Raw genomic sequence first — 20058 nt, 5'->3', positions numbered from 1 at the left:
CACCGCCCTCGGCCGGGGTGGGGCCCGTGGCCGAGGGCGGGTGTCTCAGGAGTGGGCGGGGCCCACCGGGTGGGGCATCAGCCCATGTGCGGGTACGGGTAGTCCGTCGGCGGGACCAGCGTCTCCTTGATGGCGCGGGTCAGCGTCCAGCGCATCAGGTTCTGCGGGGCGCCGGCCTTGTCGTTGGTGCCGGACGCGCGGCCGCCGCCGAAGGGCTGCTGGCCGACGACGGCGCCGGTCGACTTGTCGTTGATGTAGAAGTTGCCCGCCGCGTAGCGGAGCTTCTCCATCGTGTACGCGGCCGCGGCACGGTCGTTGGCGATGACCGAGCCGGTGAGCGCGTAGTCCGACGCCGACTCCATCTGCTCCAGCATGGCGTCGTACTGGTCGTCCGAGCTGTCGTCGTAGACGTGCACGGCGAGGAAGGGGCCGAAGTACTCGGTCGTGAAGACCTCGTTGGCCGGGTCGGTGCACTCGACGACCGTCGGACGCACGAAGTAGCCGACGGAGTCGTCGTACGTGCCGCCCGCGACGATCGTGCAGGAGTCGTCCGACTTCGCGCGGTCGATCGCGGCCTTGTTCTTGGCGAAGGACCGCTCGTCGATGACGGCGCCGATGAAGTTCGACAGGTCGGTGACGTCACCCATGGTGATGCCGTCGACCTCGGCCGCGAACTCCTCCTTGAACCCGTCGTTCCAGATGGACGCCGGGATGTAGGCGCGCGAGGAGGCGGAGCACTTCTGGCCCTGGTACTCGAAGGAGCCGCGGGTCAGCGCCGTCTTGAGGACGGCACGGTCGGCGCTCGGGTGGGCGACGACGAAGTCCTTGCCGCCGGTCTCGCCGACGAGACGCGGGTACGTGCGGTACTTCTCGATGTTGTTGCCGACCGTCTTCCACAGGTGCTGGAAGGTCTTGGTCGAGCCGGTGAAGTGGATGCCGGCGAGGTCGCGGTGGTTCAGGGCCACCTCGGAGACGGCGAGGCCGTCACCCGTCACCAGGTTGATGACGCCCTTGGGGAGGCCGGCCTCCTCCAGGAGCTGGAGGAGCAGGACGGCGGCGTGCGTCTGCGTCGGGGACGGCTTCCACACGACGACGTTGCCCATGAGCGCCGGGGCGGTGGGCAGGTTGCCCGCGATGGCCGTGAAGTTGAACGGCGTGATCGCGTAGACGAAGCCCTCCAGCGGGCGGTGGTCCATGCGGTTCCACACGCCCGTGGAGTTGGCCGGCGGCTGCTCGGCGAGCAGGTTGCGGGCGTAGTGGACGTTGAAGCGCCAGAAGTCGACGAGCTCACAGGGCGTGTCGATCTCGGCCTGCTGCGCGGTCTTCGACTGGCCCAGCATGGTGGAGGCGGCCAGCGTCTCGCGCCACGTGGTGGAGAGCAGCTCGGCGGCGCGCAGGATGATCGCGGCGCGGTCGTCGAACGCCATCGCGCGCCAGGCCGGGGCGGCGGCCAGGGCGGCGTCGACCGCGTCCTGGGCGTCCCGCGTCGTGGCGTTGGCGTACGTACCGATGACGGCCTTGTGGTTGTGCGGCTGCACGACGTCGAAGCGCTCGCCGCCGCCCATCCGACGCACACCGCCGATGGTGCAGGGCAGCTCGATCGGGTTCTCGGCCAGCTCCTTGAGCTTGGCCTCCAGGCGGGCGCGCTCCGGCGAACCGGGGGCGTAGCCGTGCACCGGCTCGTTGACCGGGGCGGGGACTCGGGTCACGGCGTCCAGCGTCATGGGTCCGTATCTCCTTCGGGGGTCGGGAGTCATCGGGAAGCGGTAGGGGCCCTGCAACAGGGCGGTCAGCCCTTGGTGAGGACCGAGCGGGCGAAGAAGAGCAGGTTGGCCGGCTTCTCCGCGAGGCGGCGCATGAAGTATCCGTACCAGTCGGTGCCGTACGCGGTGTAGACCCGCATCCGGTGTCCTTCGGCGGAGAGTCGCAGGTGCTCGTCGCTGCGGATGCCGTACAGCATCTGGAACTCGTACTCGTCCAGCTTGCGCCCGGCGGTCCGGGCGAGCTCCTGCGCGATGGAGATCAGGCGGGGGTCGTGGGAGCCGATCATCGGGTACCCGGAGCCCTCCATGAGGATCCGCATGATCCGCACGTACGCCTTGTCGGTCTCGGCCTTGTCCTGGTACGCGACCTCGGCGGGCTCCTTGTAGGCGCCCTTCACGATGCGCACGCGGCTGCCTGCGGCGGCGAGCCGGCGGGCGTCGTCCTCGGTGCGGAAGAGGTAGGCCTGGATGACACAGCCGGTCTGCGGGAAGTCCTTCCGCAGCTCCTCGTGGATGGCGAACATCGAGTCGAGGGTGGTGTGGTCCTCGGCGTCCAGAGTGACCGTGGTGCCGATGGCGGCGGCGGCGATGACGACCGGGCGGACGTTGGCGAGGGCCAGTTCGTGGCCGCCTTCCAGCGCCTGGCCGAACATCGACAGCTTCACGGACATCTCGGCCCTGGCACCCAGGCCCAGGTCCTTGAGGCGGCCGATCAGCTCCAGGTAGGCGTCGCGTGCGGCGTGCGACTGCTCGACGGTGGTGATGTCCTCACCGACGACGTCGAGGGTGACTTCGAGGCCCTTCGCGGTGGCGTCCTGGATGACCGGCACGACCTGGTCGACGTTCTCACCGGCGATGAACCGGTCGACGACCTGCTTGGTGCCCGGCGCCGCCGACACGAACGAACGCATCTTGTCGCTGCGCGACGCGGCGAGGATCAGGGGAGCCAGCACGGGGCACCTCCATGGAGCATGAGTACGGAGAGGCCGAACCACCGCAAAGCGGGAACGGCACGGGGAACCACCGTGAAATCTAAATATCCCTCCGATCCTGTGCCATCGACAGCTGTCACGCATCTGTGGCCGCCACCTCAGACAAATGTATGAAGAGACACGGGCGAGACGCGTGAGATGCGCGAGACTGGTGGGGTGAAAGGCGACTACCAGGAACTCGTCGACGAGATCTCGGCGCTGCTCGGCGCGCCCGCGACCTTGGAGAATCGTGACTTCAGGCTGATCGCCTTCGGAGCGCAGGTCAGCGACGGGGACGCCGACACCGACTTCGACGCGTCGGCACTCGACCCGGTCCGCACCCGCTCGATCCTCACGCGCAGCTCCACGCCGGCCGTCCGCGCCTGGTTCGAGGGCTTCGGCATCGCCCGCGCCACCGAGCCGGTCCGCATCCCGGCGACACCGGAGGCCGGGGTCTACCGCGGCCGCGTCTGTCTTCCCGTACGGCACCGGGGCATCGTCCTCGGTTACGTATGGCTGCTCGACGACGATCCGGGGCCGACCCGGGACCAGCTCGACGCGGCGATGGAGGTGGCCGGCCGGATCGGCGCGCAGCTCGCGGACGAGGCACAGGCGGGCGCCGACCTCACCCGCGAGTTCCACTCCGTGCTCACGGCCGAGCGCGGCTGGCAGCGGGACATGGCGGTGGCCGCGCTGCGCACGGCGCTCGGCAGCCGCGCGGAGGGGCTGCACACGGTGGTCTGCGTCGCGCCCTGGCCGTCCGCCGACCCCGACGACGCCCCCTCGGTCCGTACGATCCCGGCGGCCGACGCGCTGTGCACGGTGCCCTGGGGCGTGACGGGCCAGTGCCTGGCCCTGCTGGTCCGGCTGCGTTCGGCGGAGGTGCTCGCCCCGGCGCTCACGGCGGCGGCGAAGCTGCGCTCCCGGGCCGGTACGGCACCGGTGGCGGCGGGCATCGGCGCCCCCCGCAAGGATCTCGCGGAGCTCGCCGCGGCCTGGCACGAGGCGACGGCCGCGGCCCGCACGGCCCTGGCCAACCCGCGCCTGGGCCCCGACACCCAGTGGTCGGCGATCGGCCCGTACCGGCTGCTCACCGCACTGCCCGCGGAGGCCGCGCACGACCCGGCGGTGACCCCGCTGCTCGCCCCCGCCCACCGCCAGCTCGCGCACACCGCCGAGGTGTTCCTCGACTGCGCGGGCCAGGCGGGCCGCACGGCAGCGGCCCTCGGCATCCACCGCCAGACCCTCTACTACCGCCTCTCCCGCGTCGAACAGCTCACCGGCCTCGACCTCGACGAGGGCGAGGACCGGCTGCTGCTGCACATGGGGCTGAAGGCGGCGCGGCTCTAGGACCCGGTTCCGTACGCCCGCAGGAAGGTGTCGACAGCCGCCCGCGCGACCTCCCGCGTCTCGGCGGCGCCCACCGTCCGGGTTCCGAGCCCTGAGCGTGCCTCCATCGGGCCGGTGAGCAGGGCGAGGAACTGCTCGGCCGCGCGCGCCGGGTCCTCCGTCGCCAGCCGCCCGCCGAGGGCGAGCCGCGCGAACCGGTCGGCGAGCGCCTCCCCCAGCGGTTCAGCCGTACGCCCCGGCACCACCTCGGCGAGATCGGGGAACGTCATGATCTGCGCGTAGGTCAACGCCCGCAGCGAACGGGCCCGTTGACCGCAGCACACCTTCAGCAGCCGGTGCCCGACGTCCTCCAGGCATGCCCGCAGATCGTCGCCGGGCTCGCGCAGCCGCTCGACGACGGCGAGATTCTCGGCCTTGACGAGGTCGGCGGCGGCCGCCATCGCATGCCGGAACAGGTTCTCCTTGTCGCCGAGGTGGTTGTAGACGGTCGGTTTGGCCACCCCGGCCTCCACGGCGATCTCCTGCACACAGGCCTGCGCGTATCCACGCCGCGCGAACACGGCGAACGCGGCGTCGAGGATGGCCTGCCGCTTGTCGATACGCCCCCGGGGCGCGGGGTGAAGGGTCATGTGGCGGAGCCACCCGTCCCTTTGCGCCGTGCGGCGAGGGCGTGTGCCGGACGACGCGACGCCGCGGAGACCCGTCAGAAGGGCCCTAGCCCGCCGCGGCAACCAACTGCCGCAGTCCCTCGGTGAGTTGATCGGCGCTCGGCGAGAACTCCGCGTCGAAGGTGTGCTGGGCGATCAGGCCCAGGACCAGGACCGTGAAGAACTTGCCGAGGGTGTCCACGCTGGGGTCGTCGGCGGGCGGCTCCTCGCCTCCCATGATCATGCCGATGAAGCCGCGGCCCGCCTCGCGCTGAGCCGCCGCCAGGTACTCCCGTACGACCGGGAGCTTGTCCCCCATCGTCACGAGCTCGATGCTCAGATGCCAAATGGAGCCGGGCTTGCCGAGGCTGTCGGTGATGCCCGCCATGACGGCGCGGAAGCGCTCCAACGAGCCGTCGGCGCCCGGCAGTTCCTGCGGATCGGCCCACTCGTCCGAGGTGCCCTCGGCGAGCGCCACGTACGCCTGCGCGAGCAGCGTGTCCTTCGAGCCGTAGTGGTAGCCGATGGACGCCAGGTTCGTCCCCGACTCCTTGACGATGTCGCGCGCGGTCGTGCGCACGAACCCCTTCTCCAGCAGGCAGCGCTTGGCGCCTTCGAGCAGATCCTCGCGATGTCCCATGCCTCCACCCTACCCAGCATCCAGACGATTGTCTTAGACGGTCGTAATAGACGTGCGTACTAGACAAGCGTTTAAGACGCTCGTACAGTTCCTGCCATGACGAACCCGACGAGCACCACCGCACCTCCCGACTCCCTTGCCGGACGCCGCGAATGGACCGCCCTCGGCGTGCTGATGCTGCCGCTGCTCCTGGTGTCGATGGACGTCTCGGTCCTCTACTTCGCGATCCCCGCGATCAGCGCGGACCTGGCGCCGAGCGGCACCCAGCAGCTGTGGATCTTCGACATCTACGCGTTCGTGCTCGCGGGCCTGCTGATGACCATGGGCTCGCTCGGCGACCGGATCGGCCGCCGCAAACTGCTCCTGATCGGCGCCGCCGCCTTCGGCACGGCCTCCGTGCTGGCCGCCTACGCGAACAGCGCCGAGACCCTCATCGCCGCCCGCGCGCTCCTCGGGGTCGGCGGCGCGACCCTCATGCCGTCCACCATGGGACTCGTCCGCACGATGTTCACCGACCCGGGCCAGCGCGCGAAGGCGATCGGCCTGTGGTCGGGCGTCATGACCGGCGGCATCGCGCTCGGTTCGGTGATGAGCGGCGTCCTCGTCGAGTACTTCTGGTGGGGCTCGGTCTTCCTCGTCAACCTGCCCGCGATGGTGCTGCTCCTGGTCCTCGGCCCGATCCTGCTCCCGGAGTCCAGAAACCCCGGGCCCGGCCGCTTCGACCTGCTCAGCGTGCCGCTGTCGATGGCGGCCGTACTGCCGGTGATCTACGGCATCAAGGAGATCCCGTCCGAGGGCTGGAACGTGCGGTACGTCGTCTCGATCACCGTGGGCCTGCTGTTCGCCGCCCTGTTCGTGCACCGCCAGCGCACAGCGAAGTCACCGCTGGTCTCCCCCGCCCTGTTCCGCGGCCGGGGATTCGCCCCCGCCGTCGTCCTGAACCTCGTCTCGTCCTTCGGGATGATGGGCTCGGCGTTCTTCACCACGCAGTACCTCCAGTCCGTGCTCGGCAAGAGCTCCATGGCGGCCGCGCTCTGGTCGCTGCTGCCCACGGTCCTGGTCGGGGTGGCGGCACCCGTCTCCGCGCAGCTGGTCGCGAAGGGCGTGCACCGCGCCCATGTCGTCGCCGCCGGCTTCGCCGTCGCCGCCTGCGGATACGCCCTGCTGATCTTCACCGGCACCAGCTCGCTCTGGCTCGTCCTGGCCGGCGCCGGTGTCCTCGCCTCCGGGATCGTCACCGTGATGTCCCAGATGATGGACCTGGCGCTCGGCACCGTCCCGGTCGCCCACTCGGGGTCCGCCGCGTCGCTGCTGGAGACGGGCGCCGAGTTCGGCGGCGCCCTCGGCATGGCCGTCCTGGGCTCCATCGGCACGGCGGTCTACCGCCACGACATCCCGGCGGGCGCCCCGGCGGCCGCGCACGAGACGCTGGGCGGCGCGCTGGCGGTCGCCGGACAGCTGCCCGGCGACGCGGGCCGGGCCCTGACGGCCGCCGCGCGGGAGGCCTTCACCCACGGCATGCAGGCGGCGGCGATCGCGGGCACGGTCCTGCTGCTGGCCGCCGCGGTCCTCGCCGCGGTGACCCTGCGCAATGTGGCGGTACGCGAACCCGCCACCACGCCGGCCGCCCACGACCCGGCGCCCGCCGACGCGGCGACGGCCTGACACGCGTCCGCCGGGCCCCGCTCACCAGGGGCCCGGACCCACGGACGACCTCGACGCAGCGTGCCAGGATGGGCCCGTGGCACAGACATTCGAGACGCCGTTCATCGGCCGGGCGGACGAACTCGCCCGGCTCACCGGCGTGCTGGAGCGGGCCGCGGCCGGCGATCCGCGCGCCGTCCTGCTCGCCGGGGACGCCGGCGTCGGCAAGACCCGCGTGCTCACGGAGGCCGCGGCCCACGCCGCCGCCACCGGCATGACCGTCCTGACCGGCCACTGCGTGGACCTCGGCGACGTGGGCCTGCCCTACCTGCCGTTCACCGAGATCCTCGGCGCGGCCGCCGACGACGACCGGCTCGCCCCGGCCTTCGCCGGACACCCCGCCGTGGACCGGCTGCTCGGCAGGGGCCCGGGGAGCGGCCCCGCGCCCGACCCCGGCAGCCGCCTCCAGCTCTTCGAGGGCGTCGCGGGACTCCTCGCCGACCTGACCGCCCTGGCCCCGCTCCTCCTGGTCGTCGAAGACCTCCACTGGGCGGACCAGTCCTCTCGCGACCTGCTCCGCTTCCTGCTCAGCCGGGGCGTCCTGCAGCGGCCCGCACCCGGCGGCCCGCCCCACCGCCTCGCGGTCTTCGCCTCGTACCGCGCGGACGACCTGCACCGCCGCCACCCCCTGCGGCCGCTCCTCGCCGAGCTGGTCAGGCTGCCCGCCGTCGACCGGCTCGAACTGCGCCCGCTGGCCGACGCGGACGTGGCCCGGCTCGTGCGCGCGCAGCGCACCGGCCCCGTCCCCGACAGCACGGTCCGCCACATCGTCGACCGCGCCGAGGGAAACGCCTTCTACGCCGAGGAGTTGCTCGCCGCGCTCCCCGGCGACGTCGGCCCCGGCTCCCCCGCCCTGCACAGCGGCCTGGGCGGTCTCGCCGACGTGCTGCTCATCCGGGTCGAGCAACTGACCGAAACCGCCCAGCAGGTCCTGCGCACGGCGGCCGTCGCGGGCCGCCGGGTCGGGCACGAGCTGCTGCGGGACGCCGTACAACTGCCGCAGGACGAGCTGGAGTCGGCGCTGCGCGAGGCCGTCGGGCGCCAACTGCTGCTGCCCGGCGACGACGCGACGTACTCCTTCCGGCACGCCCTCACCCGCGAGGCCGTCTACGCGGATCTGCTGCCCGGCGAGCGGGTCCGGCTGCACGGGGTCTTCGCCCGGCTCCTCGCGGGCGAGGACCGTCCGGCCGAGAGCGCGGCGGAGCGTGCCCACCACTCGCGCGAGAGCCACGACCTGGCCGACGCGCTGGCCGCCTCCCTCGAAGCCGCTGACCACGCGCAGCGGGTCCGCGCGCCCGCCGAGGAACTGCGCCACCTGGAGACCGCGCTCGAACTGTGGGCCGTCGTGGACGCGTCCGCCCGCCCCGAGGACCGCGACACGGTCACCCTCACCCTGCGCGCCTCGGCCGCCGCCGCCCGCGCCGGCGAACCGCATCGCGCGGTCCAGCTCACCCGCTCCGCGCTCGCGCGGGTCGGCTCGGACGCCGACTCCGAACTCGCCGCCCGGGTGCGCTACACCCTCGCCGGCAACCTGATGCGGATCGACAACCTGGAGGCCGCGTTCACCTACAGCAGCGAGGCGCTCACGCTGATCCCGGCCGAGCCGCCCTCGTACACCTGGGTGTGGGCGGCCGCGACCCACGTCATGGCCGCGCGGTACGTGGGGCGTGACGAGGACGCCGAGCGCGTCGCCCGGCAGGCGCTGGACGTCGCCGAGCGGCTCCGACTGGCCGACGCCCAGGCCGACTTGATGATCTCGCTGGTCGGCCTGGAGGCACACAACCGGCGTACGGCACAAGGCCGGGAACGACTGCTCCGGGCCCGCGAACTGGCCCGCACCGCCGCGAACCTCCCGGTGGAGATGCGGGCGTTGTACAACCTCGCCATCGGCTGTTACGAGTCGGGCGCGCTGGACGCGTGCCTGACCTGGATCGCCGACGGCCTCGACCGCGCCCGCCGCGCCGGGCTCCTCTCCTCGCCGTACTCCCTGGAGCTGCGCTACCTGCAGTCCGTGCTGCTCTACACGCTGGGCCGCTGGGACGAGTGCGCGCGAGCGGCCGCCGCCGACGCCCAACTGCTCACGACCGCGGGCGGGTTCACCACCGCGCCCGCCCTGTACGTGACCCTGGCCCGCGGCGGGTTCGACGCGGCCGTCGCCGGGGCCCGGGCGCTGATCGACGGCCCCGCCGACTGGATGGCGGCGCTCGTCGCGAGCGTCGTGCTGACCGACGCGGCGGCACTGCGCGGCGACGCCGAGGAATGCGTACGCCGGATGCACGCCTCGGTCGAACGGCTCACGGAAGGCGCGGGCTCCGAACGGCCCGACGCCGTGGTCCGGCTCGCCGCGCTGACCCTGGCGGCGGTCGCGGACGCGGCGGAGGAGGCCCGGCTCTCCGGCGACGCGACGGGCGCCGCCCGCTGGGCGAAGACCGCCACGGAACTGGTGGAGCTGGCCCGGAACACGGCGGCCCACGGCGAGGACGGCACCGAGCAGGGGCCCGAGGGCCTCGCCTGGCTGGCCCGCGCCGAGGCCGAGGGAGCGCGCGCCGCCACCGGTCCGGAGGTCGCCGCCTGGCAGCGGGCCGTGACGGCGTTCGGCTACGGCGAGCCCTACGAACTGGCCCGCTGCCAAAGGCGGCTCGCGGAAGCCCTGCTCACCGCCGACCGCCGCGAGGAGGCCGCCGAGCAGGCGCGCGCGGCCCGGTCCACCGCGGTGCGGCTCGGCGCCGTGCCGCTGCGCGAGGCCGTGGACGCCCTGGTCCGGCGGGGCCGCCTCGCCGACGCACCGGACGCCGGGGCGCGGATCGCCGCCCTGACCGCCCGGGAGAGCGACGTGCTGCGGCTGCTCGGCCGGGGCCGCACCAACCGCCAGATCGGCGAGGAGCTGTTCATCAGCGGCAAGACGGCGAGCGTCCACGTCTCGAACATCCTCGCCAAGCTGGGCGCCGCGAGCCGCACCGAGGCCGTGGGCATCGCCTACCGCGAGGGGCTGATCGAGCCGGAGACCAGCACGCCCGGCTGAGCGTCGTTGCGTGAACGCGCGAGGGCCGGGCCACCCGTGGGTGACCCGGCCCTCTGCGACGGTGGCTCAGACGAGGTTGACGGAGCGCGCCGACGTCGCGCCGATCTCCGCGGCGACCTCGGTGAGGACGCTCTGCGGGACCGAGTCGTCGACGGTCAGCACGGCGAGGGCTTCGCCGCCCACGTCGGCGCGGGCGACCTGCATGCCGCCGATGTTGATCCCGGACTCGCCGAGGACCCGGCCCACGGTGCCGACGACACCGGGACGGTCCTCGTAGCGCAGGACGACCATGTGGTCGGCGAGCGCCAGGTCCACGTCGTACTCGCCGACGGCGACGATCTTCTGCAGGTGCTTGGGGCCGGCGAGCGTACCGGAGACCGAGACCTCCTGGCCGTCGCTGAGGGTGCCGCGCACCGTGACCACGTTGCGGTGGTCGGGCGACTCGGAGCTCGTGGTCAGCCGGACCTCGACGCCCCGCTCCTGCGCGAACAGAGGAGCGTTCACGTAACTGACCGTCTCGTCGACGACGTCCTCGAACACGCCCTTGAGCGCGGAGAGTTCGAGCACCTTCACGTCGTGCTGGGTGATCTCGCCGTACACCTCGACGTCGAGACGGACCGCGACCTCGCCCGCGAGGGCGGTGAAGATCCGGCCGAGGCGCTCGGCGAGCGGCAGGCCCGGCTTGACGTCCTCGGCGATGACGCCGCCCTGGACGTTGACCGCGTCCGGCACCAGCTCGCCGGCGAGCGCGAGGCGCACCGACTTGGCGACGGCGATGCCCGCCTTCTCCTGGGCCTCGTCGGTCGAGGCGCCGAGGTGCGGGGTGCAGACGACCTGGTCGAACTGGAACAGCGGGGAGTCCGTGCAGGGCTCCTTCGCGTACACGTCCAGGCCGGCGCCGGCGACGCGGCCCTCCTTGAGCGCCGAGTACAGCGCCTCCTCGTCGACGATCCCGCCGCGCGCGGCGTTCACGATGCGCACCGAGGGCTTGACCTTGTGCAGCGCGTCGTCGCCGATCAGGCCGATTGTCTCGGGGGTCTTGGGCAGGTGCACGGTGATGAAGTCGGAGACCTCGAGCAGCTCGTCGAGGGAGAGCACCTTGACGCCCATCTGCGCGGCCCGCGCGGGCTGCACGTAGGGGTCGTAGGCGACGACCTTCATGCCGAAGGCCGACATGCGCTGGGCGACGAGGGCGCCGATGCGGCCCAGGCCCACGACACCGAGGGTCTTCTCCGCGAGCTCGACGCCCGTGTACTTGCTGCGCTTCCACTCGCCGCCCTTGAGGGCCTGGCTGCCCTGCGGGATGTTGCGCGCGGTGGCGATGAGGAGACCACAGGCCAGCTCGGCGGCGGTCACGATGTTCGACGTCGGGGCGTTGACGACCATCACGCCGGCCTTGGTGGCGGCGGAGACGTCCACGTTGTCCAGGCCGACGCCGGCTCGTGCGACGACCTTCAGCTTGCTCGCGGCGGCGACGGCCTCGGCGTCGACCTTGGTGGCCGAGCGGATCAGGATCGCGTCGACGTCGGCGATGGCGGGCAGCAGTTCCGCGCGGTCTCCGCCATTGCAGTGCCGGATCTCGAAGTCCGGGCCCAGGGCGTCGACGGTGGCGGGCGACAGCTCTTCGGCGATGAGTACGACGGGTTTGCCGGTGGCAGCAGTGCTCACGTGAGTCCTCACAAGTCCCAATGCGGACGGCCGTCCCGACGGCCGCAAGCGGTGGAGGTGGGTGCATGGCCGCGTGGAAGACGCACGACGCTGTGGGCCCGACGCGTATTAGTTCAGCAGTGTAGTGGCGCCGGGGAGGCCGTCTTGCGCCTCCCCGGAAGGATCACTCGTCCGTGGCTGGACGCCATGGACAACCATGTGGACAGCCTATGGAGAACGGGGCCGCGGCGTGTGCCGCGGCCCCGCTCCCGAGTGGCTTACGCCTCCTCGTTGTCCACCCAGCTCATGAGCTTGCGCAGCTCCTTGCCGGTGGTCTCCAGGAGGTGGTTCTCGTCCTGGGTCTTGTACTCGTTGTACTTCTTCAGGCCCGAGTGGTACTCGTCCATCCAGTTGCGGGCGAAGGTGCCGTCCTGGATCTCGGCGAGGATCTGCTTCATCTCGGCCTTGGTGGCGTCCGTGATGATGCGCGGGCCCGAGACGTAGTCGCCCCACTCGGCGGTCTCGGAGATCGACCAGCGCATCTTCTCCAGGCCGCCCTCGTACATGAGGTCCACGATGAGCTTCAGCTCGTGCAGGCACTCGAAGTACGCGATCTCCGGCTGGTAGCCGGCCTCGGTCAGCGTCTCGAAGCCCGCCTTCACCAGCGCCGCGGTACCGCCGCAGAGCACGGCCTGCTCACCGAACAGGTCGGTCTCGGTCTCCTCGGTGAAGGTCGTCTTGATGACGCCGGCGCGGGTGCCGCCGATGCCCTTCGCGTAGGACAGCGCCAGCTCGAAGGCCTTGCCGGTGGCGTCCTGCTCGACCGCCGCGATACACGGCACGCCGCGGCCCTCTTCGTACTGACGGCGCACGAGGTGACCCGGGCCCTTGGGGGCGACCATGCAGACGTCGACGCCCGCCGGGGGCTTGATGAAGTCGTAGCGGATGTTGAGGCCGTGCCCGAAGAACAGCGCGTCGCCGTCCTTCAGGTTGTCCTTGATGGACTCCTCGTAGACCGTGGCCTGGAGCGGGTCCGGGACCAGGATCATGATGACGTCGGCCTCGGCCGTCGCCTCGGCGGGGGTGACGACACGCAGGCCCTGCTCCTCGGCCTTCGCCTTGGACTTGGAGCCCTCGTGCAGACCGACGCGCACGTCGACGCCCGAGTCACGCAGGGACAGCGCGTGGGCGTGGCCCTGGCTGCCGTATCCGATCACCGCGACCTTGCGGTTCTGGATGATGGACAGATCGGCGTCGTCGTCGTAGAACAGCTCGGCCACTGGGGTTCTCCTCGTTTACGGTATTGCTGGTTCTGCGTCCCACCGTACGGCGGGCGAAGGACAGAAGGTTTTCAGGTCTCGCGATGCGAGCGGGGTGACGCCGGGATCCGGCCGAATCAGGTTCTACCGGTTCAGGCCGTGCGGTCGAGCGCCCGCAGGCTCCGGTCGGTGATGGAGCGCGAGCCGCGGCCGATCGCGATGGTCCCGGACTGGACGAGCTCCTTGATGCCGAAGGGTTCCAGCATCTTGAGCATCGCTTCGAGCTTGTCGCTGGAGCCGGTGGCCTCGATGGTGACGGCCTCGGGCGAGACGTCCACGGTCTTGGCGCGGAACAGCTGGACGATCTCGACGATCTGCGAGCGCGTCTCGTTGTCGGCGCGGACCTTGGCGAGCACGAGCTCGCGCTGGACGGCGGCGCCCGGTTCCAGTTCGACGATCTTCAGGACGTTGACCAGCTTGTTGAGCTGCTTGGTGACCTGTTCGAGCGGGAGTCCCTCGACATTCACGACGATGGTGATGCGGGAGATGTCGGGGTGCTCGGTGATACCGACGGCGAGTGAGTCGATATTGAAGCCGCGGCGCGAGAACAGGGCGGTGATGCGGGCGAGCACGCCCGGCTTGTTCTCGACCAGGACGGAGAGCGTGTGCTTGGTGGACATGGTGCGGGTTCCCTCTTCCCTACAGCTCTCAGTCGTCTTCGTTGTCGCCGAAGTCGGGGCGGACGCCGCGCGCGGCCATGACCTCGTCGTTCGAGGTGCCGGCGGCGACCATCGGCCACACCATGGCGTCCTCGTGGACGATGAAGTCGATCACGACCGGCCGGTCGTTGACCGAGTTCGCCTCCTCGATGCACTTGTCGAGGTCCTCGGGGCGCTCACAGCGGATGGCGTAGCAGCCCATCGCCTCGGACAGCTTCACGAAGTCGGGGACGCGGGTCCCCTTGTTGGGCGGGGTGTCGCCCTCCGGGCCCGCGTGCAGCACCGTGTTCGAGTAGCGCTGGTTGTAGAAGAGGGTCTGCCACTGGCGGACCATCCCGAGCGCGCCGTTGTTGATGATGGCGACCTTGATCGGGATGTTGTTCAGGGCGCAGGTGGTGAGCTCCTGATTGGTCATCTGGAAGCAGCCGTCGCCGTCGATCGCCCAGACCGGCTTGTCCGGGGCCCCGGCCTTGGCGCCCATCGCGGCGGGCACCGCGTAGCCCATGGTCCCGGCGCCGCCCGAGTTCAGCCACGTGGCCGGCTTCTCGTACTGGATGTAGTGCGCGGCCCACATCTGGTGCTGGCCCACGCCCGCGGTGAAGATCGTGTCGTCGGGGGCGAGTTGGCCGATGCGCTCGATGACCTGCTGCGGGGAGAGCGAGCCGTCCTCCGGCTGGTCGTAGCCGAGCGGGTAGGTCTCGCGCCAGCGGTCGAGCCCCTTCCACCAGGCGCTGTAGTCGCCGGTCTGGCCCTCGCTGTGCTCCTTCTGCACGGCCTGGATCAGGTCGGCGATGACCTCGCGGGCGTCACCGACGATCGGCACGTCGGCGGCGCGGTTCTTGCCGATCTCGGCCGGGTCGATGTCGGCGTGGACGATCTTCGCGAACGGCGCGAAGCTGTCCAGCTTGCCGGTGACGCGGTCGTCGAAACGGGCACCGAGGGCGACGATCAGGTCGGCCTTCTGCAGCGCGGTGACGGCGGTGACCGAACCGTGCATGCCCGGCATTCCCACGTGCAGCGGGTGGCTGTCGGGGAACGCGCCGAGCGCCATCAGGGTGGTGGTGACGGGCGCTCCGGTGAGCTCGGCGAGGACCTTGAGCTCGGCGGTGGCCCGCGCCTTGAGGACGCCGCCACCCACGTAGAGGACGGGCCGCTTCGCGCTCGTGATCAGCTTCGCGGCCTCGCGGATCTGCTTGGCGTGCGGCTTGGTCACCGGGCGGTAGCCGGGCAGGTCCGTCTGCGGCGGCCAGGCGAACGTCGTCTGCGCCTGCAGCAGGTCCTTCGGGATGTCCACGAGGACCGGGCCCGGGCGCCCCGTGGAGGCGATGTGGAACGCCTCGGCGATCGCCTTCGGGATGTCCTCGGCCTTGGTGACCAGGAAGTTGTGCTTCGTGATCGGCATGCTGATGCCGACGATGTCCGCTTCCTGGAAGGCGTCCGTGCCGATCGCGGCCGAGACGACCTGGCCGGTGATCGCGACCAGCGGCACCGAGTCCATGTACGCGTCGGCGATCGGGGTGACCAGGTTGGTGGCGCCCGGACCGGAAGTGGCCATGCAGACACCGACCTTGCCGGTGGCCTGCGCGTAACCGGTCGCCGCGTGCCCCGCACCCTGCTCGTGACGGACGAGCACGTGGCGCACCCGGCTCGAGTCCATCATCGGGTCGTACGCCGGAAGGATCGTGCCGCCGGGAATGCCGAATACGGTGTCGGCCCCGACCTCCTCAAGCGAGCGAATGAGGGACTTCGCACCCGTGACGTGCTCGACGGGGGCGGACTGCTGTCCTCCGGAACGGGGCCGCGGCTGCGGATGGTGGGCCCCGGTGGCCTGCTCGGTCATCGGCATTCTCTTCTCGATGCTGAGGGTTTTTGCGAGGGTTGTGCAGGGGTCTAACGCGTTGCGTCCTGTGCCGGTGCAACAAAAAACCCCTCGTGCCGTGAGGCAAGCGAGGGGAGCGCGCCGGGAGCGGTTGCTGGGGATTGTGGTGTTCCCACCAGTGGATCCCAGCTTCAGCCGACGCGCTTTCCAAGTACGAGAATTCGGGTGCGCATGGCATTGACCCTCCCCCCGGCACGCAGGGCGTGTCAAGTGGGTGGGACGGGAGTCTCATCATGTGAGCGCAGGGCGGTCGCGCCGGCGAACACCGGCTCGGCCGGTCCCCTCGGCACGGGGTACTCCCCCGCGGCCAGCGCGCGCCGCAGCCGGTACTCGTCGAGCGGCCCGGAGAACGCCATCCCCTGACCGTGCGTGCACCCCATCGCCCGCAGCGCGAGCACCTGCTCGGGCAGGTCGACTCCGTCGGCCACCGAGGTCAGCCCGAGGTCCCCGGCGATCCGCAGCAGCCCACTGGTGATCTTGTGCAGGCGCGCCGACTCGACGACGCCCTCCACGAGCGACCGGTCCAGTTTCAGTACGTCCACGGGGAGCCGGCGCAGTGCGGTGATCGCCGCATAGCCGCTGCCGAACCCGTCCAGGGCGATACGGACGCCGAGTCTGCGCAGCGCGGTGAGACGCCGCTCCAGCTCGTCCAGCGGCACTCTCGGATCGCTGTCGGCCAGCTCGATGACCAGCGCGCCCGAGGGCAGCCCGTGCCGGGTCAGCAACGCCTCGATGGAGCCGAGCGGCATGGCCCGGTCGAGGAGTCTGCGGGCGCTGATCCGCACGGCGACCGGTGTCGCGTGCCCCCTGCGGCCACGCTCGGCGGCCTGCGCGACGGCCTCCTCCAGCACCCAGCGGCCCAGCTCCGCGGTCCGCTCGCTGTCGTCGGCCACGCGCAGGAACTCGGCGGGCGTGAAGAGGATGCCCTGCGTCGAGCGCCAGCGCGCCTGCGCGGCGACCGCCGTGATCCGGCCGTCGTCGAGGGAGACGATCGGCTGGTGCAGGAGCGCGAACTCGCCGTCGTGCAGCGCCGAACGCAGCCGCGTGGCCAGCTCCGCCTTGCGTACGACGTCGGCCTGCATCTGGGGCGCGTACAGCTCGACGCGGCCCTTCCCCGCGGCCTTGGCCCGGTACATCGCCAGGTCGGCGTTGCGCAGCAGCTCGCCCGCCGTGATGTCGGGCTCGGCGAAGGAGACGCCGATGGAGGCGGCGACCCGGACGTCCTTGTGGCCGTCGATCGCGTACGGCTGCGACAGGGCGATTCTGAGCCGGTCGGCCAGCTCGTAGATCTGCTGTTCCCTGGCGGTGTGGTCGCGACCTCCGTCGCCGACGATCAGCGCCGCGAACTCGTCACCGCCGAGACGGGCCGCGGTGTCTCCGGAACGTACGGAGTCGGCCAGCCTTCTTGCCGCCTGCACGAGCAGTTCGTCGCCCGCCTGGTGGCCGATCGTGTCGTTGACCTGCTTGAAGCCGTCGAGATCGATGAAGAGCACGGCGGTGCCCCGGTCGGTGGCCCGCCGTCCGGTCAGCGCCTGGCTGACCCGCTTGGTGAACAGCGCCCTGTTGGGCAGGTCGGTGAGCGGGTCGTGCTCGGCGTTGTGCTGTAACTGCGCCTGCAGGCGCACCCGTTCGGTGACGTCTCTGCTGTTGAGGATCAGACCGCCGTGGTGGCGGTTGATCGTGGACTCCACGTTCAGCCAGGCCCCGGTGCCGGACCGGAAGCGACATTCGATGCGGGTGGTGGGCTCCTCGACCTGGCTCGCGGCGAGGAACCTGCGCACTTCGTGGACCACGCGCCCGAGGTCCTCGGGGTGGATGATCGAGGCCAGCTCGGACCCGACCAGCTCTTCCGCGTCGCGTCCGTAGACGCCGGCGGCGGCCGGGCTGACGTACCTCAGGATCCCGTTCGGCGCGGCGATCATGATGACGTCGCTGGAGCCCTGCACCAGCGACCGGAAGTGGTTCTCCTTCTGCGCCAGCTCCTGGGTGAGCGTGATGTTGTCGAGGAGCATGATGCCCTGGCGCACGACGAGGGCCAGCACGACGGTGCAGGCGGTGAAGAGCACGACCCGGTCCACACTGTGGCCGTTCAGCACGTTGTAGAGAATCCCCAACGTGCAGACGGCGGCGGCCAGGTACGGGGTGAGCGCGGCCAGTGAACCCGAGATGGGCCGGGTGTGGCTGACCTGATAGCGCCCACCGGGCCCCTGCGGCCGCTCCTCGTACGGCGTCCCGCACCCCGGCCCCACCCACGGCGCGTACGCGAGCAGCAGCGACCCCGCGAACCAGCCCGCGTCGAGGATCTCCCCCGAGCGGTAGCTGGCGTGCAGCAGCGGTGAGGTGAACAGCGCGTCGCACATGACCGTCAGGGCGAGCGCGCCGATCGCCGTGTTCACCGCCGTGCGGTTGCCGGGCGAGCGCCGGAAGTGCAGGGCGAGGACCATGCTGACCAGAGCGATGTCGAGCAGCGGGTAGGCCAGCGAGAGCGCGGTGCGGGTGACGCTCTCCCCCTCGAACTCGGCGGTGTGCGCGAGGGCGAGGCTCCAGGAGAGGGTGACCAGGGATCCGGCGATCAGCCAGGCGTCGAGGCCGAGGCAGATCCAACCGGCCTTCGTCACGGGCCGCTTCGCGAGGACGAGGAGTCCGATGATCGCGGGCGGCGCGAAGCAGAGGAAGAAGAGGTCGGCGAGGCTCGGGATCGGCACCGGTGCCCGCAGGACGACCTCGTACCAGCCCCACACCCCGTTACCCAGCGACGCCATCAACGAGGAGAGCGCGAAGAGGAGCCAGGCGGGTCGGAAGCGGCTGCGCCGGCTGCGCGCATACAGGAAGTTCGAGACAGCGGCGACGGCGGCCGCGATGCTCAGCCCGAAGTCCCCCATGAACAGGGCGATTTCTTCGCTCCCCCAGCCGAGCGCGGACCCTGTGGCGTAGCCCGCGCACAGGAGGGTGAGCACCACCTGGGGGCCGGCGCCCGTACTGCGCCGCGAAGCGCGGGCGGGTACCGGAGTCCCGGTGTGCAGGGGAGCTCCCAGAGCGGTGGTGGTCGTCGGCTGGGCGGTCACCGGGCCGCCTCGGTCCGCCGGGCCACTCCGGTGTCCCGCTCGCCCTGCCCGGAGTGCGGATGCTTTCTGCGCCCACCACCGCGCGGGCCGCCGCGGTGTGGATGGCTCCTGCGGCAGCCCGGACTTCGCCCGCGCATCGGTGCGTGTGAGGGTCGCCGTCGGCGGCCCCGCCGCGTCGGATCGTTCGCCCATAGGCCGTGCATCGCCCGTCGCCCCCCTCGCAGTCCGTCACTCAACCCCGGCGCCACGTACCGAGCGGCGCTGCCCCAGTCGGGACGATACACCAGTCTCGTTACTCAGGGACATAGTTCCTCTACTCTCCGTAACGACCAGCGACGATGGCGGCACGCGGTGCAGCCGGACGAGCGCGGAGCGTGCGCGCCCGACCGCGGGCAGCCGCACGGGAGTTGCCCGTGGTGCTGCTGTGCCGCCGGTCAGCTGATGGTGAGCACGACGTTGTCGAGCGGCTGCCCGGCCGCGAAGCGGGTGAGCTGGGCGGCGAGGAGTCTCTTGGCGCGCGGCAGGAAGGCGGAGGTGGGACCGCCCACGTGCGGGGAGATGAGCACCCCCGGAGCCTGCCACAACGGGTGCTCCTGGGGCAGCGGTTCGGGGTCGGTGACGTCCAGCGCCGCCGTGATACGGCCACTCTCGAGCTCCGTGAGAAGCGCCTTGGTGTCGACGACGGGGCCGCGGCTGACATTCACGAGAAGGGCGCCGTCTTTGAGCCGCGCGAGGAAGTCGGCGTCCACCAGGCCGCGGGTGTCCTCGGTGAGCGGCGTGACCAGCAGGACGACGTCGGCCTCGGGCAGCAGCTCCGGCAGGTCCGCGAGCGGGTGCACGGGCCCGCGCTCCGTCGTGCGTGCGGAGCGTGCGACGCGCGCGACCCGCGCCACCTCGAAGGGGACGAGCCGGTCCTCGATGGCCGAGCCGATCGCCCCGTACCCCACGATGAGGACATTTTTGTCGGCGAGCGCGGGACGGAACCCGGAGCGCCACTCCCCCAGGTCCTGTCCGCGTACGAAGTCGGGTACGCCGCGCAGGGAGGCGAGGATCAGGGTGAGCGCGAGTTCGGCGGTGCTGGCGTCGTGCACCCCGCGCGCATTGCACAACTCCACGCCCGGACGCAGGTACTTGAGCCCGTTCTGTACGTGGTCGACGCCCGCGGAGAGGGTCTGCACCACCTGTAGGGACGTCATCCGCGGCAGGGGCTGAACGGCGATGTCGGCTCCCTTCATGTAGGGGACGACGTAGTACGCGCAGTCGGCCGGGTCCGCGGGAAAGTCCGGTTCGCCGTTCCAGAAGCGGTAGTCGAGCCCTTCGGGAAGGCCGGGGATCTCGTCAGCGGGAAAGGGCAGCCATACGTCACCAGTCATGGTCAGGAGGCTATGTCAG

At 71.3% G+C, this 20058-nt stretch carries 13 protein-coding genes; 3 read left to right on the top strand and 10 right to left on the bottom strand.

Translation table 11 applies throughout. From position 1 onward, the window contains the following. Positions 1-77: 77 nt before the first annotated feature. Together pruA and AB0J02_RS39350 are read right to left on the bottom strand one after the other, a co-directional pair. Positions 78-1718, bottom strand: a complete 1641-nt coding sequence (gene pruA, locus AB0J02_RS39355; protein WP_363198736.1) for an L-glutamate gamma-semialdehyde dehydrogenase — start codon at positions 1716-1718, stop codon at positions 78-80. Between the two features lie 71 nt (positions 1719-1789). Continuing rightward, positions 1790-2716 carry a proline dehydrogenase family protein gene (locus tag AB0J02_RS39350; RefSeq protein WP_363198702.1) on the bottom strand — a complete coding sequence of 309 codons (927 nt, stop codon included), beginning with the start codon at positions 2714-2716 and terminating at the stop codon, positions 1790-1792. A 177-nt stretch (positions 2717-2893) separates the two neighbouring features. Between AB0J02_RS39350 and AB0J02_RS39345 the strand changes: the two genes are divergently transcribed. Beyond that, positions 2894-4084, top strand: coding sequence for a helix-turn-helix domain-containing protein (locus AB0J02_RS39345; RefSeq protein WP_363198701.1), 1191 nt, complete (start codon positions 2894-2896; stop codon positions 4082-4084). Here AB0J02_RS39345 and AB0J02_RS39340 read toward each other — a convergent pair. Both AB0J02_RS39340 and AB0J02_RS39335 read right to left on the bottom strand, forming a co-directional pair. Continuing rightward, positions 4081-4713: a TetR/AcrR family transcriptional regulator gene (locus AB0J02_RS39340; protein WP_363198700.1), complete on the bottom strand. Its 633-nt coding sequence runs from the start codon at positions 4711-4713 to the stop codon at positions 4081-4083. The genes AB0J02_RS39345 and AB0J02_RS39340 overlap by 4 nt on opposite strands. 85 nt (positions 4714-4798) lie before the next feature. Next, the gene (locus AB0J02_RS39335) at positions 4799-5371 is read right to left on the bottom strand and encodes a TetR/AcrR family transcriptional regulator (RefSeq protein WP_363198699.1); all 573 of its coding nucleotides are present in this window, start codon (positions 5369-5371) and stop codon (positions 4799-4801) included. Between the two features lie 96 nt (positions 5372-5467). Between AB0J02_RS39335 and AB0J02_RS39330 the strand changes: the two genes are divergently transcribed. Continuing rightward, the gene (locus AB0J02_RS39330) at positions 5468-7036 is read left to right on the top strand and encodes an MFS transporter (protein WP_363198698.1); all 1569 of its coding nucleotides are present in this window, start codon (positions 5468-5470) and stop codon (positions 7034-7036) included. A gap of 76 nt (positions 7037-7112) precedes the next feature. Then, positions 7113-10097 (top strand): AAA family ATPase, encoded by a 2985-nt coding sequence (locus AB0J02_RS39325; protein ID WP_363198697.1) that lies wholly within the window; start codon positions 7113-7115, stop codon positions 10095-10097. A gap of 66 nt (positions 10098-10163) precedes the next feature. On the opposite strand, the gene serA is transcribed toward AB0J02_RS39325, so the two are convergent. The 6 genes from serA to AB0J02_RS39295 form a co-directional block, all read right to left on the bottom strand. Further along, on the bottom strand, positions 10164-11765 hold the full coding sequence (serA, locus tag AB0J02_RS39320) for a phosphoglycerate dehydrogenase (RefSeq protein ID WP_363198696.1): 1602 nt from the start codon (positions 11763-11765) through the stop codon (positions 10164-10166). A gap of 257 nt (positions 11766-12022) precedes the next feature. Further along, the gene (gene ilvC, locus AB0J02_RS39315) at positions 12023-13024 is read right to left on the bottom strand and encodes a ketol-acid reductoisomerase (protein ID WP_363198695.1); all 1002 of its coding nucleotides are present in this window, start codon (positions 13022-13024) and stop codon (positions 12023-12025) included. A gap of 131 nt (positions 13025-13155) precedes the next feature. Then, the gene (gene ilvN, locus AB0J02_RS39310; protein ID WP_363198694.1) at positions 13156-13683 is read right to left on the bottom strand and encodes an acetolactate synthase small subunit; all 528 of its coding nucleotides are present in this window, start codon (positions 13681-13683) and stop codon (positions 13156-13158) included. Between the two features lie 28 nt (positions 13684-13711). After that, positions 13712-15562: an acetolactate synthase large subunit gene (locus AB0J02_RS39305; protein WP_363198693.1), complete on the bottom strand. Its 1851-nt coding sequence runs from the start codon at positions 15560-15562 to the stop codon at positions 13712-13714. Positions 15563-15807: 245 nt separating this feature from the next. Further along, positions 15808-18666, bottom strand: coding sequence for an EAL domain-containing protein (locus AB0J02_RS39300; protein ID WP_363198692.1), 2859 nt, complete (start codon positions 18664-18666; stop codon positions 15808-15810). A gap of 434 nt (positions 18667-19100) precedes the next feature. Next, on the bottom strand, positions 19101-20039 hold the full coding sequence (locus AB0J02_RS39295; protein WP_363198691.1) for a 2-hydroxyacid dehydrogenase: 939 nt from the start codon (positions 20037-20039) through the stop codon (positions 19101-19103). Positions 20040-20058 lie beyond the last annotated feature (19 nt).

This window comes from Streptomyces sp. NPDC050264, assembly GCF_040655895.1.
Classification (GTDB): Bacteria; Actinomycetota; Actinomycetes; order Streptomycetales; family Streptomycetaceae; genus Streptomyces.
This window is presented reverse-complemented; position numbering and strand designations above follow the sequence as displayed.

Excerpts from the sequence above, each read along its gene's own strand:
- AB0J02_RS39345 (WP_363198701.1), top strand. The coding sequence starts at position 2,894 with ATGCGCGAGACTGGTGGGGTGAAAGGCGACTACCAGGAACTCGTCGAC.
- AB0J02_RS39340 (WP_363198700.1), bottom strand. The coding sequence starts at position 4,713 with ATGACCCTTCACCCCGCGCCCCGGGGGCGTATCGACAAGCGGCAGGCC.
- AB0J02_RS39335 (WP_363198699.1), bottom strand. The coding sequence starts at position 5,371 with ATGGGACATCGCGAGGATCTGCTCGAAGGCGCCAAGCGCTGCCTGCTG.
- AB0J02_RS39330 (WP_363198698.1), top strand. The coding sequence starts at position 5,468 with ATGACGAACCCGACGAGCACCACCGCACCTCCCGACTCCCTTGCCGGA.
- ilvN (WP_363198694.1), bottom strand. The coding sequence starts at position 13,683 with ATGTCCACCAAGCACACGCTCTCCGTCCTGGTCGAGAACAAGCCGGGC.
- AB0J02_RS39305 (WP_363198693.1), bottom strand. The coding sequence starts at position 15,562 with ATGACCGAGCAGGCCACCGGGGCCCACCATCCGCAGCCGCGGCCCCGT.
- AB0J02_RS39295 (WP_363198691.1), bottom strand. The coding sequence starts at position 20,039 with ATGACTGGTGACGTATGGCTGCCCTTTCCCGCTGACGAGATCCCCGGC.